Here is a 13,740-nt window from a genome sequence, read left to right as displayed (position 1 = left end):
ACGAGAGAGAAAAGGGAACAAAAAACCGTGCGAGGTGCTAGGGACCACAACCCCCCCCCCCCCCCCCCCCCCCCCCCCCCCCCGCCGCACCGGTCCTTCGGTCCCGGTGAAGGACCACGGCCCCTGTCGCGCAGCACTCCCCGAACACCTGAACACGACACTGGAAGGTGGAGACCATGCCCCGCACCATCACCGTCGGCCTCGACGGGTCCCCCGAGAGCCGGGCCGCCGCCGAGTGGGCGGCCCGCGAGGCACAACAGCGCGGACTGCCGGTGAAGCTCGTCCAGGTCTGGGAGCCGGTACCGGAGCCCATGGCCCTGGCGATGCTGCTCGGCGCCGACACCCACCAGCACTGGACCGAGAAGGTGCTGCGCGAGGCCGCAGAAGAGCTCCGGTCGGGCCATCCCGGCGTCGAGGTGACCACCCAACACGTCACAGGACAGCCCGCCGAGGCCCTCGCCCGTGCGGCACGGGACGCCGAACTGCTCGTCCTCGGCTCGCGCGGCCTGGGCGGGATCCGTGGTTTCCTGGTCGGCTCGGTCGGGTTGGCGGCGGTGGCGTCCACCGAGCGGCCCGTCGTCCTGGTCCGCGCCGGCGAGCAGGCCGTCGACGAGCCCGCGAGGGACGAGACCGGTGCCCCGTCCACCACGGCCGCGACCCGACCCGTCGTCCTGGGGCTCGACGTCGGCAGCCCCGACGAGGCGCTGCTCGCGTTCGCCTTCGACGCCGCCGCGCGCCGGAACGTGCCGCTGCGCGTCGTCCACGGCTGGAACCCGCCGCCCTACTACGCCTACGGCATGGCTCTGGAACCCGCGGTCGAGCGGGAGACGGCGAAGGCCGAGGCCGCCGCCGTGACCGAGGTGCTGCGTCCCTGGCGGCAGAAGTTCCCCGGCGTGGAGGTCGTCGAGCAGCCCCACTTCGCCAGCCCCTCCCTCCTGCTGATCGAGGCCTCCCGCGAGGCATCCCTGGTCGTCGTCGGCCGGCGTGTCCGCCGGACCTCCTTCGGCGCCCGGCTCGGCCCCGTGGTCCACGCGGTCCTGCACCACTGCGCCGCCCCCGTCGCCGTCGTCGCCCACGACTGACGCGCCGCCGGGCGGGAGGGTACCGGTGCCCCGTGGTGCCGGTGGCCGGCATGGTCATACGCCTCCGGGTGCCTCGGGCGGCCGGGCCCCTCCGCTGACGAGGGGCCCGCGGAAATTCCCTCGCGCCACGGCCGGAACGGGCCGAGACTCGTCTCATGGCTGACATGGGAGCGTTCCGGGACGCGGTCACCGCGTGGGCGGCGGGTGGCCCCGCCGACCCAGCGCACGAACTGGCCGCGCGGCTGCCGGTCCGGGCGGTCGTCCTGCTCGAAGGGCCGAGCGACGCCGCGGCGGTCGAGGCGCTGGCGGAGAGCCGCGGCCGGGACCTGGCGGCCGAAGGGGTCTGCGTCCTGCCGATCGGCGGTGCGATGAGCATCGGGCGCTATGCCCGACTCCTCGGTTCACCCGGCCTGGGCCTCCGCCTCACGGGACTGTGCGACGAGGCGGAGAGCCCCTACTACGCGCGCGGCTTCGAACGGGTCGGCGCGGCACGGCAGGCCTTCTTCGTCTGCGCGGCGGACCTGGAGGACGAGCTCATCCGCGTGCTGGGCGTGGCACGCGTGGAGGAGCTCGTCCGGGAGGAGGGCGACCACCGTGCGCTGCGGACCTTCCTGCGCCAACCCGCGCAGCAGGGCCGCACCCCACAGCGGCAGTTCAGGCGCTTCCTCGGGACGAAGAAGGGGCGCAAGATCCACTACGGCCGTGTCCTCGTCAAGGCCCTTGATCCTGACCGGATACCGGCCCCGCTCGACGGTCTGCTCTCCAGCCTCTGACCACCGGTCGCGGCACGGGGGTCCGTTGCGAAAGCCCCGAGGCCCGCCGCGGCACTAGAGAGCCACCAGCCGTCCGCTGCGACCCTGCAGCCGGGCGGAGGCCAGGGTGCCGCAGACCAGTGCCACGGCGGCGAGCGTGCCGCAGGCCGCCGTCACAGCGTGCGCGTCGCCGTGGAGGGCGGCCCGCAGACCCCGGGCGGCCCAGTAGCCGGGGGAGACCGGGGCCACGATCCCGACCCAGGCGGGAAGGACGCTGAGCGGGACGAGCGCGCCGCCGACACTGCTGAGCAGCATGCCCCCGATGTCGTAGGCGGCCGAGAGCTCGCCCACGCTGCGGGCCAGCACACCGAGCAGCGCGCCGAGGCCGAGCAGCGTGCAGCTCCAACACAGCAGGACCCCCAGCAGCAGGAGCGGATGCGGCACTCTCACCCCGAGAACGCACATGCCGTAGCCGAGGATCAGAAACTGCTGCGCGAGCAGGGCGGCGAGGACGGGTATCGCCTTGCCCGCGAGCATCTCCGCGGGGTGCAGGGGCGTACCGCGCAGCCGATCCCACGTGCGGCCGAGCCGTTCGGAGAGGATCGCGCTGCCGGAGAGCGAGAGCGCGAGGAGCGAGAAGGTGACCAGTGTGCCGACGACCGCCTGCTCGGTGCCGGCCGCCCCGCCTTGTGCGGCCAGGTAGAGCGGGCGCAGCAGGGTGAGGAAGACGAGTGGCAGGATCATCCGGCTCAGGAGCGGGCCGGGCTCGCGCAGCATCAGCAGCGCGTTGTGGCGCACCAGGACGCTCACGCGGGTGGCGGATTCACGCGGCGACATCACGGGGCTCCGGCTTCTCGTCGGTCACGGCTGCTTCCAGGGAGTGGTAGAGGTCGTCCAGGCCCGGGCGCCGGATGTCGACGGAGGCGGGCGTGCGGCCTGAGGCGAGCAGGGCTGCCAGGTCGGCACCGGGATCGGTGGTCGGCACCCGCAGTTCGGGTTCGGCCGGGTCGGGGAAGGTGAGCCGCAGTTCGCCCGGCAGATGGCGGGTGAGTTCGTCCTGGGTGCCTCGCGCGATGACACGACCAGCGCGGGCGAGCGCCAACGTGGCGTCGAGATCGACGAGTTCCGGCAGATAGTGGGTGGTGTAGAGGACGGCGGCACCGGCCTCGGCACGGGACTTGACGGCGGCCAGCAGGGCCGAGCGGGTCTCCGGGTCGGCGCCGGCGGTCGGCTCGTCCAGCAGGAGCAACGGGGGAGAGCCGACGAGCGCGGTGGCCGCCTGGACGCGGCGGCGCTGACCACCGGACAGGGCGCCCGCGGGCCGGTCCGCGACAGCGGCCAGGTGAAGCTCGTCCAGGACCCGGGTGATCTCCGCGTCGCGGACCCGCCCGCGCAGCCCCGCCAGTCCGGCGAGCAGGCGCAGGTTCTCCCGCACCGTGACGCCGCCGTACAGGGCCAGCTCCTGCGGAGCCACACCGAGGAGCCGCCGCGCGGCCCGGCCGGCCCGCAGCGCGTCGTGCGTCCCGATGCGGATCCGGCCCGCGTCGGGACGCACGAGACCGGTGACGATCTCGACGAACGTGGTCTTACCGGCACCGTTGTGCCCGATCAGGCCGACGATCTCGCCGGACGCGACCGTCAGGTCGAAGCCGTCGAGCGCGCGACGCCGGCCGTAACACTTCACCAAGCCTTCTGAGACGAGCATCCTGCCCCCGTGAGGTCTACACCGTATACGTCTACACCGTATACGTCTACACTGTAGACCCATGAGCGGCAGGCGGGAAGAGATTCTGGACGCGGCGCTGGCCGTCGCGGACGAGCGCGGCCTCGAAGCCGTCTCGATGCGCGCGGTGGCCGACCGTGTCGGCGTGACGCCGATGGCCTTGTACCGGCACGTCGAGGACAAGGCCGCGCTCCTGGACGGAATGGTCGGCCGCCTGCTCGCCGCGCTCCTGCCGTCGGAGACCGTCGAGGACCAGACCTGGGACGAACGGCTCGGCGCCCTCGCGCGCGCGTGCCGGGCGGTGACCCACCGTCACCCCTGGGCCGCGTACCTGCTCTTCTCGCGGCCCGCCGTCACCCCGGACGCCGTGCGCGCGGTGGACATCATCTACACGGCACTCATCGAAGCCGGGGTTCCCGAGCCCGAAGTGCCCCGGCTGGAACGCCTCGTCAGCACCTTCGCGATCGGGTTCGCAGCCTCCGAGGCCTCGGGCCGCTTCGCTTCCGGCACGCTCGACCCGCGCGGCCGTCGCGGCCGGCTCCCGGAGGGCGAACTCCCCGGCCACAGCAGGCTCGCGCCGTGGCTGGACCTGCCCGTCGACCTCACCGCCGAGTTCGAGGCCGACCTGGACGACATCCGGCGGCTGGTCGAGGCGGTCGCACGACGACAGGACTGAACGCCACCCTTCGGGCGCGCGTCCCTTCCCGGGAAGCACTCGTGCTCCAGCCGCCGAGCCGCCGAGCCGCCGAGCCGCCGAGTCGTCGGCTGGCGGGGCGTCCTTCGCCGTGAGACCGTTTTGAGCGTGATGTGCGGGAAGTCTTCGGTCCGGTCGACGAGTTGTCCGGTGCGGGGGAGTCGGCGAGGGGCGGCGCAGGGGCCGAACGGGTCCGGCGGAGTCCTTGCGGCCCCTACCCGCCGGGTGACCGCCAGAAGACACTGACAGTAACGAGCAGACCGAGCGCAGGAGGTGCGCGCCATGCTGTCGCCTGTCATCGTCGGAGTGGACGGATCTGCCGAGAGTCTCGCCGCCGTCGAGTGGGCCGCCCGTGAGGCGGTGCGTCGCGACCGACCGCTGCGACTGGTCCACGCCCGGAACTGGCAACGCCCTCAGGCGGAGGGTGAACCCGCGAACGCGGCGCAGCGGCGGCTGGCGCGACGCACGCTGCGGCAGGCCGAGGAGCGCGTCCGCGGCTTCGTGCCCGACGTGCACCTCACCGACGAGCAGGTCGAGGGCCCGGCGACCGCGGCCCTGCTGAAGGCCACCGAGCGGGCCGAACTGCTGGTGCTGGGCTCGCGGGGCCTCAGCGGGTTCACCGGAGTCCTGGTCGGCTCCGTCGCCCAGGGGGTGGTCGCGACGGCCCCGCGCCCCGTGGTGCTCGTACGGGCGGGGGAGGAGGCCGAGGACGAGCACGTCCCGGCCGACGACGGCAGCCCGTCCACGCGCACCGGGTTCCGCGACGTGGTGCTCGGCATCGACCTCGCCGACGCCTGCGACGAGGTGCTCGAGTTCGCGTTCGAGGCGGCCCGGCTGCGGCACGCCCGGCTGCGTGTCGTGTACGCCTGGCAGCCACCGTCCGCGATCAGTCTCGGCCCCGGGGACATCGGTCTGATCAACGATCCCGCGCAGGCCGCGGAGTGGCGGGGCTTCCTGTCCACCGTGCTGAAGGTGTGGCGCGACAAGTACCCCGAGATCGAGGTCCTGGAGACCGTCGTGGAGGGCAAGGCCTCCACCGTGCTGGTCCGGGCCGCCTCCGCGGCCAGCCTCCTCGTCGTCGGCCGCCGCCGGTCCGAGCGGCCGACGGTTCCGCGGATCGGCCCCGTCACCCATGCGGCCGTCCACCACGTCCGCTGCCCGCTGGCCGTCGTACCCCACGAGTGAGACACGCTGTTAGCCTGTGGGCCCGTGAGAGAAGCCAACGGCGCAGCCGCTGCTGACGAGTTGTACGCCCGCATCGAGGACGCCGCCGCGAACACGCCGTACCGGATGCACCGGACGGAAGAGGGTTTCGAGCTGACCGTGGACGTCGACGTCCCGCAGTGGCGGGAGCTGCTGACCCGCCGCCGGATCACCCAGGTGCACACCTACCGTGTCGCGCTGCGCCCCGAGGAGAAGATCTTCACGCTGACGGATGTCGTCCGCACCGTCGAGTACGAGGCGGGCCTGGGTGGAGTGCGGCTGGGGAAGACGGTGTCCGTCGGCCGGAGCGTGTCCGTCACCACGAACCGGACCCTGGGCGGCTCCGGCTCCGAGCAGTACACCTTCTCGTCCGCCGAGGGGCACCGGCTGATCCGCGGTGTGGCCGGGAAACTGGGCTGGCGGGAGGTGCAGCCCGTCAGTGTGAAGATCGCCTTGGGCGCCGCCGTCCTCGGCGGACTCGGCGCCGTCGCCGCGTTGATCGCCGTCGCCGCCGTCAAGTGGTTCTGACCGGCCGGTGGGCCGGGCCCCGCAGGCGACGCGTGCGACCGTGCCGGGGCCCCGACGCCCGCGACCGACGCCGTCACGTCGTCGGCGCGCTCCGTGACCACGGGACCTTGAGCGGCCCCGTCGCCCCCTCGTCGTCTACAGTGCGGTAGACGGTCTACGAGGTGTAGCCGGCCCTGGCGCATGCCGGGCCGACCGCGAGAAACGGGCACCGGAGAACGGAGGAGCATGCGCCGCAAGATCCTGGTCGTCGAAGACGACCACGCCCTGCGCGACGTACTGCGCCGCAGCCTGTCCGACGAGGACTTCGACCCGGTGTGCGCAGCCGACGGCGCCACCGCCCTGCGCCTGGTCTCGGAGGACGTCTGCGCCGCCGTCCTCGACATCGGGCTGCCCGACGCGGACGGCCGGGACGTCTGCCAGGCGATGCGCGCCAACGGGTTCCGCGCCCCGATCGTCTTCCTCACCGCCCGGCACCAGCTCACCGACCGGCTGGCCGGATTCTCCGCCGGAGGTGACGACTACCTGCCCAAACCCTTCCACCTCGCCGAACTCGTCGCCCGGCTGCGCGCGGCCCTCAAACGCGCCGGGCCGCCGCCCCCCACCACGGCCGGAGAGCTGGTCCTGGACGCGGTCGAGCACAGCGTGACCGTGCACGGCGCCGACGTCGCCATGTCCCCGACCGAGTTCCGCCTGCTGGCCGCCCTCGTCGCCGCGGGCGGAAGCATCGTCCGCCGTCGTGATCTGGTCCGGGCGGCCTGGCCGGCGGGCGCACAGGTCAGCGACAACACCCTGGACCAGTACCTGACCCGGTTGCGCCGCAAGCTGCGGACGGCCGGCAGCGGCCTGACCATCGGAACCGCCCGCGGGATCGGACACCGGCTGTCATGACACGGCTGCTGCGCCGTCTGGCTCCGCGCACGCTGCGCGGCCGGCTCTCGCTCGTGGCCCTGACCACCGCCGCGCTCCTCATGACCGTCCTGACCGTGGCCTTCAACGTTGCGACGAGCCGGCACCTCCAGCACCAGGCGGACGACGAGCTGCGGACCCGGGCCGCCGCCGTCGCCACGACCGTCGACACCAGCGGCCCCCGGGTACGGGTCGTGGAAACCGCCAACGACCAGCTGCTCGACGCGAACGTGTGGATCTACGCCGGGGCACGTCTGCTCGAACAGCCGCCCTCCACCACGGTCCACAGCCCTCTGACCAGAGCCGCCGTACACCTCGCGGCCGTGGGACGGCGCGCCTGCGCGAGCGTCCCCGCCGAGAACGTCCGGCTGTGCTCCCAGCCCGTACCCGGCCGCCACACCGCCGCCATGGTGGTCACCGCGCTGAACCTCGCCCCCTACCGAAGTTCGGCCGACACCCTGCTGCTGGCGTCACTGGCCCTGGACGCCGTCATGCTCGCGTGCACCTACGCGCTGACCCGCCTGGCCGTCGGCAGAGCGCTGCGCCCGGTGCGCACGATGACCGACCAGGCCACGCACTGGAGCGCCGTCGCCTCCGACGACCGCTTCGGCTTCGCGGAACGGCCCGCCGAGCTCGCCCAGCTCGGTGCCTCGCTGGACGCACTGCTGGACCGCATACGCGCGGTGCTGCGCCACGAGCGGCAGCTCACCGCGGAACTCTCCCACGAACTGCGCACCCCGCTCAGCCGCATCATCATCGAGCTCGACTGGTGGCGGTCCCGGCCGCGGTCGGCGGCTGAGACCCAAGCCACCCATGAGGTGGTGGACGAGGCCGCGCAGTCCATGCGCACCATCTGCGACACCCTGCTGAGCGAGGCCCGCGAAAACGCCGTGAATCCCTCGGGGGTCCCCGGCACCGTGGACGTCGTGCCCGCTCTGCGCGGGCTGATCGAGCGGCTTGGAACGCCACCGGGCGTGAGGGCCACCGTCGAGGCGGCTGATCCGGGCCCGACGGCGGGGATCGCACCCGCCCTGCTCGAGCGGATCGTCAGTCCGCTGCTGGCCAATGCCGCTCGGTACGCGCACTCCAGCGTGACCGTCGTCGTGCGTCACCCACCCGCGGCCGTACGTATCGATGTCATCGACGACGGTCCAGGCGTACCCGCGGCCTTTGAGGCCGAGCTGTTCCAGCCCGGACGGCGCGCCGACCGTGACGACGGACACGACGGCGCGGGCCTGGGACTGCCGCTGGCCCGGCGCCTTGCCCGCGCCGTCGGCGGCGAGGTGTCCCACGAGCCCGATCACGGGCCCGGGGCGCGGTTCACCGTCAGCGTGCCGGCCGGCTGACCGCTTCCGCCTCGTTCGCCGAGGCGGTGGTCCTGCGCTCACGCACCTGTGCGTAGGTCATCAGGCCGAACAGGATCGCCAGCAGCACCGCCGACGAACCCGCCGTGCCCAGCTCCAGACCGCCCTTGGCGACCGGCTTGGTGAGGAAGTCCCCCGCGGTGGCGCCCAGCGGGCGGGTGAGGACGAACGCGATCCAGAACAGAAGCACGTTCGGCACCGCGGGCACCTTCATCAGCATCACCAGGACGGCCAGGGCGCCGGTGACGAGCAGCGCGCCACCGGCGTAGCCGAGTCCTGAGCTGTCCGAGAGGAAGTCGCCCATCGAGGTGCCGAGCGTGTTGGAGACGAGGATCGCCGACCAGAACAACGCCTCACCGCGGAAGGTGACGATGTCGCGGATCTGGAACGTCATCCCGGACAGCTTCCAGACGGTGAAGATGACCAGCAGGATCGAGATGAGGATCGCGGCGCCCGCCGGGTATCCGAGTCCGAGGCCCTGCGGCCCCCAGCCGAGCGACGTGGCGCCGCCCGAAAGGTACTTCGCGCTGGCGTCGCGGTTCATGAAGTCGGACATCGTGGTGCCGGCCATGCTGGTCGACAGGATCACGGTCCAGTAGAAGAACGGGTTGTAGCGGCGTGATCCGAGCTGGACGGCCAGGGTCACCACGAAGACCAGGAACAGGGCGATCGTGGTGAGGAAGTAGCCCAGCTTCAGGGTCTGCGCGAAGAGGTCCCCGGCCGTCTCTCCCAGGGTGGTCGCCGCGATCTTCATGATCCAGAACGCGAGGGTGGCCTCGGGCAGTTTCTTCATCACCGACTTCGCCGTACCGGCCGCCGGGCGGTACGTGCCCGCGACGTCGAGGTCGGTGAGGACTTCGGGTCGCTCCATCGTCCTACGCTCCTGTTCGTGGAACAGCGGGGCGCCCGTGCCGGGGGACGAGCGCCTTGTCGGGATGCGTCGGCCGTGAGGAGACGGCCGACGCTCCACAATGACAGGAACATCCTGAAAACAACCTGAACGCCCCGCTCTGCCGGTTTCAGACAGTCGTTCGTCGGACGCTCGGCTCCGGCTCGATCACGTCCCGGCGCGTCACCGACAGGTACACCACCAGACCGAGGACGACCACCAGGAAGAGCGCACTGGTCACGACGGTGCCCAGTCCGAGACCGCCGTCCGCGCTCGGCTGGGAGAGATGGTCGCCTATGGAGGCACCCAGCGGACGGGTCAGGACGTACGCGATCCAGAAACTCCACACGGCGTTCAGGCCGAGCGTGAAGTGATCCACGGCAACCGCCGCGATCGCGAGGGCGAACAGTGCGGCGGAGAGCCAGTAGCCGAGAGCCATCCGCTCCGAGACGAGGTCCCCGGCGGCGGTGCCGAGGGCGAAGGTGAAGAGCACGGCCAGCCAGTAGAAGGATTCACGGCTCACGGTGTCGACGTGATGGATGGACAGGGTCCGCTCACGCCGGTACCAGAGGGCGAACACGACCGCGAGGGCGACGGCGAACACCGTGGTGCTCGTCTCCAGCGGCACTCCCATGTTGTCGGTGAGGTTGTCGCTGATCAACGTGCCCACGACGCTGATCAGGGCCACGGCGAGCCAGTGCACGGCCGGGCGGTAGGCGCGGGTGCGGAACTGCACCACCAGCACCACGGCCAGCAGGGCGCTCATCAGAACCGACACACCGGTCGGACCGAGGCCGGCCTTCTCGTTCAGCAGGTCCGCCGCGGTCTCACCGACCGTCGTGTCACAGCACCTTGATGATCCAGAAGTAGACGGTGACTTCGGGCACCTTCTTCCAGCGCGTCCGGGTGCCGAGGCCGGCCGCCGGTGTCGCGGTGGTTTCGGAGGCTTCGCAGGTCATGAGGCCCGGCCGTGCCAGGGATTGCCTGAACGTTTCCTTTACGCGCCGTGCCGGGCTTTCGGCCGTGGCCTCGTGCACGGCCGGGAGGTGAGGATCGCGGCGGTCGCGGTTGCCGAGGCCTCACCGCTGGCCAGGCGCGCGCTGGTTACCGAGCGCCCCCGTCACCGGACCCCAACGAGCCTGCTGTGTGGCCGAATTGGCGCAGGCACCGGACCGCGAGGTCGGCGGGGGAGTCGGGTCCCTCGACCCCGGCCTCCGTGCCGGCCCACGTCTCCAGGGAGATCCGGATCGCGTCGGTGGCGGCGGCCGCGGTGAGCCGTACCTTCAAGTCCTCCGCGCGCCCGCCCGAGAGCCGGGCGATCACCGGGACGAGCCGTTCCTCGGATTCCTGGTTGACCCGGTACCAGACCGCCCGCAGCGCGGGGTCCTCGGCCGCGGCCCGCAGCAGTCCGCGCGTGCGCAGCAACGCCTGAGCGGCCTCCTCGTCCGGCGGGAGCAGCGCCTGCTCGACCGCGGACTCCAGTGCTTGGGGGAGTGCCGTACCCGGCTCCGTCGCCTCAAGGAGTGCCCGCCAGCGGTCGCCGCCGACCGAGAGCAGGGGGCTCACGGCGTCCTCCTTGGAGCGGAAGTACCGGTAGAAGGTCCGCAGCGCGATCCCCGCACGCCGGGCGATCTCCTCGGCCGTCGTGCCCTGCGGGCCTCGCGTGGCGAACAACTCCATCGCCGCGTGCGCGATCTCGAGCTGCGTGGCGGCCTTGCGGCGCTCGGTCAGGGAGGGGGTCGCGTGGGTGCTCACCGCACAAGGATACGGCCCACCCCTTCCGTTTGGCACACAATGACGTGGTGGCAAAACATGCCATCAAGGCGTAGCGTGTAAGGCGATCGAGGCGCCGAAGGCGAGAGAGAGCCGGCGTCACAGGGCCCTGGCCGGGACATCCGCAGGGTCGGTTGGGAGAACACATGAACCGCTACGAAGGCCGTCGAGTCCTGATCACCGGCGGTGGCTCGGGCATCGGTCAGGCCACGGTGCTGCGCATCCTCGCGGAGGGCGGCACCGTCGTGGCCGCGGATGTCAGCGAGCGAGGGCTGAACGACACCGTCGAGAAGGCCGGCGCCCACGCGGACCGCCTCACGACGCTCGTCGTCGACATAGCCGACGAGGCCTCGGTGCGCGCCGGGGTCGCCGCCGCCGTCACCGCACTCGGCGGTCTGGACGTCCTGGTCAACGCGGCCGGGATCCTGCGCTCCTCGCACACCCACGAGACGAGCCTCGAGGACTTCACGCGCATCCTCCAGGTCAACCTCGTCGGTACCTTCCTCATGATCCGCGAGTCCGTGCCGGCGCTGCTGGAGGGCCGGGGCGCGGCGGTCGTCAACTTCAGCTCGACCTCCGCGATGTTCGCGCACCCCTACATGGCCGCGTACGCGGCGAGCAAGGGCGGCATCCAGTCCATGACGCACGCGCTCGCCGCCGAGTACGCGAAGCGGGGCATCCGCTTCACCGCCGTCCAGCCCGGCTCCATCTCCTCCGGCATGACCGACGGCAGCGGTGCCAGCAGGCAGAGCGTCGGGCCGGGGCTGCCCGAGGACGCCGACATGAGCCTGTTCGCGAAGCTCTCCCCGGCACTCGGCCAGGGCTTCGCCGGTCCCGAGGCCGTGGCGTCCGTGGTCGCGATGCTCGGTTCCGAGGACGGCGGCTTCATCACCGGCACCGAGGTCCGCATCGACGGCGGCACCCACTTCTGAGGACGGCGTCGTCACCACAACGAAGGAGCGCACCATGAACGACCTGACCGGCAAGAACGTGATCATCACTGGCGGAGCGCGCGGCCTCGGGGCCGAAGCGGCCCGTCAGGCGATCGCGGCCGGAGCCCATGTGGTGATCACCGATGTGCTGGCCGAGGAAGGCAGGGCCACCGCCGCGGAACTCGGCGCCCACGCCCGCTTCCTGCACCACGACGTCACCTCCGAGGAGGACTGGCAGCGGGTGGCCGACTTCGCGGTCGCCGAGTTCGGCGGGATCCACGGTCTCGTCAACAACGCCGGGATCTCGACCGGTCAACTTCTTGAGGCCGAGTCCGTGGAGCACTTCCGCAAGGTGCTCGACATCAACCTCAGCGGTGTCTTCATCGGCATGAAGACCGTGATCCCCGCGATGAAGGAGAACGGCGGCGGTTCGATCGTCAACATCTCCTCCGCCGCGGGCCTGATGGGCCTCGCGCTGACGGCCGGTTACGGCGCCTCCAAGTGGGGCGTGCGGGGGCTGACGAAGATCGGCGCGGTGGAGTTGGGCACGGCCCGCATCCGGGTGAACTCGGTGCACCCCGGGATGACGTACACCCCGATGACCGCGTCCGTCGGCATCGAACAGGGTGAGGGCAAGTACCCGAACACGCCGATGGGGCGGGTCGGCGAGCCGTTCGAGATCGCGGGCGCCGTGGTGTACCTGCTCTCGGACGCCGCGTCCTACGTCACGGGCGCGGAACTGGCCGTGGACGGCGGCTGGACCACCGGACCGACCGTCAAGTACGTCATGGGGCAGTAGCCACGGATCAGGGCCGTCCCGGGTACGTCACAGTTTCCGGTCCTCGCACGTCACATGGGTGGGCTCCGGCCCGTCAGACATCCGAGGCACCGGTGGGGAGCGTGTGACCCGATGAACGAACACGAATGGCTGGCCGCTCGGTTCGAGGCCGACCGCCCCCGCCTGCGGGCGGTGGCGTACCGGATGCTCGGCTCGCCGGCCGAGGCGGACGACGCCGTCCAGGAGACCTGGCTGAGGGCCAGCCGCTCGGACGCCGCCGCGGTGCGGAACATGAGCGGCTGGCTGACCACCATCGTGGCCCGCGTGTCGTTGAACATGCTCCAGTCCCGCCAGTCGCGCCGCGAGGAGCTGGTGGACGTCCCCGGGACCGACGGCTCGCCCCGCATGGACACGCCGGTCGACCCGGAGCGGGAGGCGCTGCTCTCCGAGTCGGTCGGCACCGCCATGCTCCTCATCCTCGACACGCTCACGCCCGCGGAGCGGCTGGCGTTCGTGCTGCACGACATGTTCGCCGTCCCCTTCGAGGAGATCGCGCCGATCGTGGACCGCACTCCGGCCGCTGCCCGCCAACTGGCCAGCCGTGCCCGCCGCCGCTTCCAGCGACAGGGCATCGCACCGGGCGCCCCGGGCGCGGGCCCGCAGGGCGAACCGGCGCAGGGTGAGGGCGCCGACACCTACCAGGCCCGCAAGGCCGATCTCATCCGCGCGTTCCTCACCGCTTCCCGCGACGGCGACTTCGAGGCGCTGCTGAGCGTGCTCGCCCCGGACATCGTGCTCCGCTGCGACCCGACGGTGGTGCGGATGGGCGCGGCCAGGGGGAGGAACGCAGTGGCGGAGATCCGCGGTTCCGACGCCGTCGCCCGTGCCTTCGCCAAGCTGTCCTGGGACCCGTTGCCCGCCCTCATCGACGGTTCCGCCGGACTGGCCTACGCCCCGGACGGCGTGCCGAGGGCCGTGTACCGCTTCGGCGTCGCCGGCGGCCTGATCACCGGCATCGACGTCCGGGCGGACCTCACCGGCCTCGACGTCGTCCTGCGCTGAACCGCCGCGCCACGTCTCGACGCCGTGGAAAAGGGGCGGGCCGCTGTGGCCCGC

The 13,740-nt window shown here is 72.0% G+C and carries 14 protein-coding genes and 1 pseudogene; 10 read left to right on the top strand and 5 right to left on the bottom strand.

Annotated elements, in window-relative coordinates; translation table 11 throughout:
- The first annotated feature begins 176 nt into the window (after window positions 1-176).
- Both ACTYVM_RS30735 and ACTYVM_RS30730 read left to right on the top strand, forming a co-directional pair.
- Window positions 177-1,082: a universal stress protein gene (locus ACTYVM_RS30735; RefSeq protein ID WP_445529106.1), complete on the top strand. Its 906-nt coding sequence runs from the start codon at window positions 177-179 to the stop codon at window positions 1,080-1,082.
- A gap of 155 nt (window positions 1,083-1,237) precedes the next feature.
- Window positions 1,238-1,855 carry a TOPRIM nucleotidyl transferase/hydrolase domain-containing protein gene (locus ACTYVM_RS30730; protein WP_445529105.1) on the top strand — a complete coding sequence of 206 codons (618 nt, stop codon included), beginning with the start codon at window positions 1,238-1,240 and terminating at the stop codon, window positions 1,853-1,855.
- 54 nt (window positions 1,856-1,909) lie between these two features.
- Here ACTYVM_RS30730 and ACTYVM_RS30725 read toward each other — a convergent pair whose 3' ends face one another.
- Both ACTYVM_RS30725 and ACTYVM_RS30720 read right to left on the bottom strand, forming a co-directional pair.
- Complete coding sequence (locus tag ACTYVM_RS30725; RefSeq protein WP_445529104.1) at window positions 1,910-2,671, bottom strand: ABC transporter permease; 762 nt, start codon at window positions 2,669-2,671, stop codon at window positions 1,910-1,912.
- Window positions 2,658-3,539 (bottom strand): ABC transporter ATP-binding protein, encoded by an 882-nt coding sequence (locus ACTYVM_RS30720; protein ID WP_445529103.1) that lies wholly within the window; start codon window positions 3,537-3,539, stop codon window positions 2,658-2,660. The genes ACTYVM_RS30725 and ACTYVM_RS30720 overlap by 14 nt, the downstream gene beginning before the upstream one ends.
- A 61-nt stretch (window positions 3,540-3,600) precedes the next feature.
- On the opposite strand from ACTYVM_RS30720, the gene ACTYVM_RS30715 reads away from it, so the two are divergent.
- From ACTYVM_RS30715 to ACTYVM_RS30695, 5 genes are all read left to right on the top strand, one after another.
- A complete protein-coding gene (locus ACTYVM_RS30715) occupies window positions 3,601-4,233 on the top strand; it encodes a TetR/AcrR family transcriptional regulator (RefSeq protein ID WP_445529102.1) in 633 nt (210 codons plus the stop codon).
- Between the two features lie 300 nt (window positions 4,234-4,533).
- On the top strand, window positions 4,534-5,436 hold the full coding sequence (locus tag ACTYVM_RS30710; RefSeq protein WP_445529101.1) for a universal stress protein: 903 nt from the start codon (window positions 4,534-4,536) through the stop codon (window positions 5,434-5,436).
- Window positions 5,437-5,460: 24 nt separating this feature from the next.
- Window positions 5,461-5,982, top strand: coding sequence for a hypothetical protein (locus ACTYVM_RS30705; RefSeq protein WP_445529100.1), 522 nt, complete (start codon window positions 5,461-5,463; stop codon window positions 5,980-5,982).
- A gap of 225 nt (window positions 5,983-6,207) precedes the next feature.
- A complete protein-coding gene (locus tag ACTYVM_RS30700) occupies window positions 6,208-6,870 on the top strand; it encodes a response regulator transcription factor (RefSeq protein WP_445529099.1) in 663 nt (220 codons plus the stop codon).
- Window positions 6,867-8,234, top strand: coding sequence for a sensor histidine kinase (locus ACTYVM_RS30695; protein ID WP_445529098.1), 1,368 nt, complete (start codon window positions 6,867-6,869; stop codon window positions 8,232-8,234). The genes ACTYVM_RS30700 and ACTYVM_RS30695 overlap by 4 nt, the downstream gene beginning before the upstream one ends.
- Here the strand turns inward: ACTYVM_RS30695 and ACTYVM_RS30690 are convergent.
- The 3 genes and pseudogenes from ACTYVM_RS30690 to ACTYVM_RS30680 all read right to left on the bottom strand — a co-directional run bounded on the left by ACTYVM_RS30690 (window position 8,215) and on the right by ACTYVM_RS30680 (window position 10,896).
- A complete protein-coding gene (locus ACTYVM_RS30690; RefSeq protein WP_445529097.1) occupies window positions 8,215-9,123 on the bottom strand; it encodes a COG4705 family protein in 909 nt (302 codons plus the stop codon). The genes ACTYVM_RS30695 and ACTYVM_RS30690 overlap by 20 nt on opposite strands.
- Before the next feature lie 148 nt (window positions 9,124-9,271).
- Window positions 9,272-10,100 (bottom strand): annotated as a pseudogene (locus tag ACTYVM_RS30685) (COG4705 family protein).
- A 145-nt stretch (window positions 10,101-10,245) separates the two neighbouring features.
- Entirely contained in the window at window positions 10,246-10,896 is a 651-nt protein-coding gene (locus ACTYVM_RS30680; RefSeq protein WP_445529096.1) for a TetR family transcriptional regulator, read from the bottom strand.
- A 164-nt stretch (window positions 10,897-11,060) separates the two neighbouring features.
- Between ACTYVM_RS30680 and ACTYVM_RS30675 the strand changes: the two genes are divergently transcribed.
- The 3 genes from ACTYVM_RS30675 (at window position 11,061) to ACTYVM_RS30665 (ending at window position 13,686) form a co-directional block, all read left to right on the top strand.
- Entirely contained in the window at window positions 11,061-11,846 is a 786-nt protein-coding gene (locus ACTYVM_RS30675; RefSeq protein WP_445529095.1) for an SDR family NAD(P)-dependent oxidoreductase, read from the top strand.
- Between the two features lie 34 nt (window positions 11,847-11,880).
- Window positions 11,881-12,645 (top strand): glucose 1-dehydrogenase, encoded by a 765-nt coding sequence (locus ACTYVM_RS30670; RefSeq protein WP_445529094.1) that lies wholly within the window; start codon window positions 11,881-11,883, stop codon window positions 12,643-12,645.
- A gap of 111 nt (window positions 12,646-12,756) precedes the next feature.
- A complete protein-coding gene (locus ACTYVM_RS30665) occupies window positions 12,757-13,686 on the top strand; it encodes a sigma-70 family RNA polymerase sigma factor (protein ID WP_445529093.1) in 930 nt (309 codons plus the stop codon).
- The last annotated feature ends 54 nt before the right edge of the window (window positions 13,687-13,740 follow it).

It is taken from the genome of Streptomyces cyslabdanicus, assembly GCF_052663305.1.
This window is presented reverse-complemented; position numbering and strand designations above follow the sequence as displayed.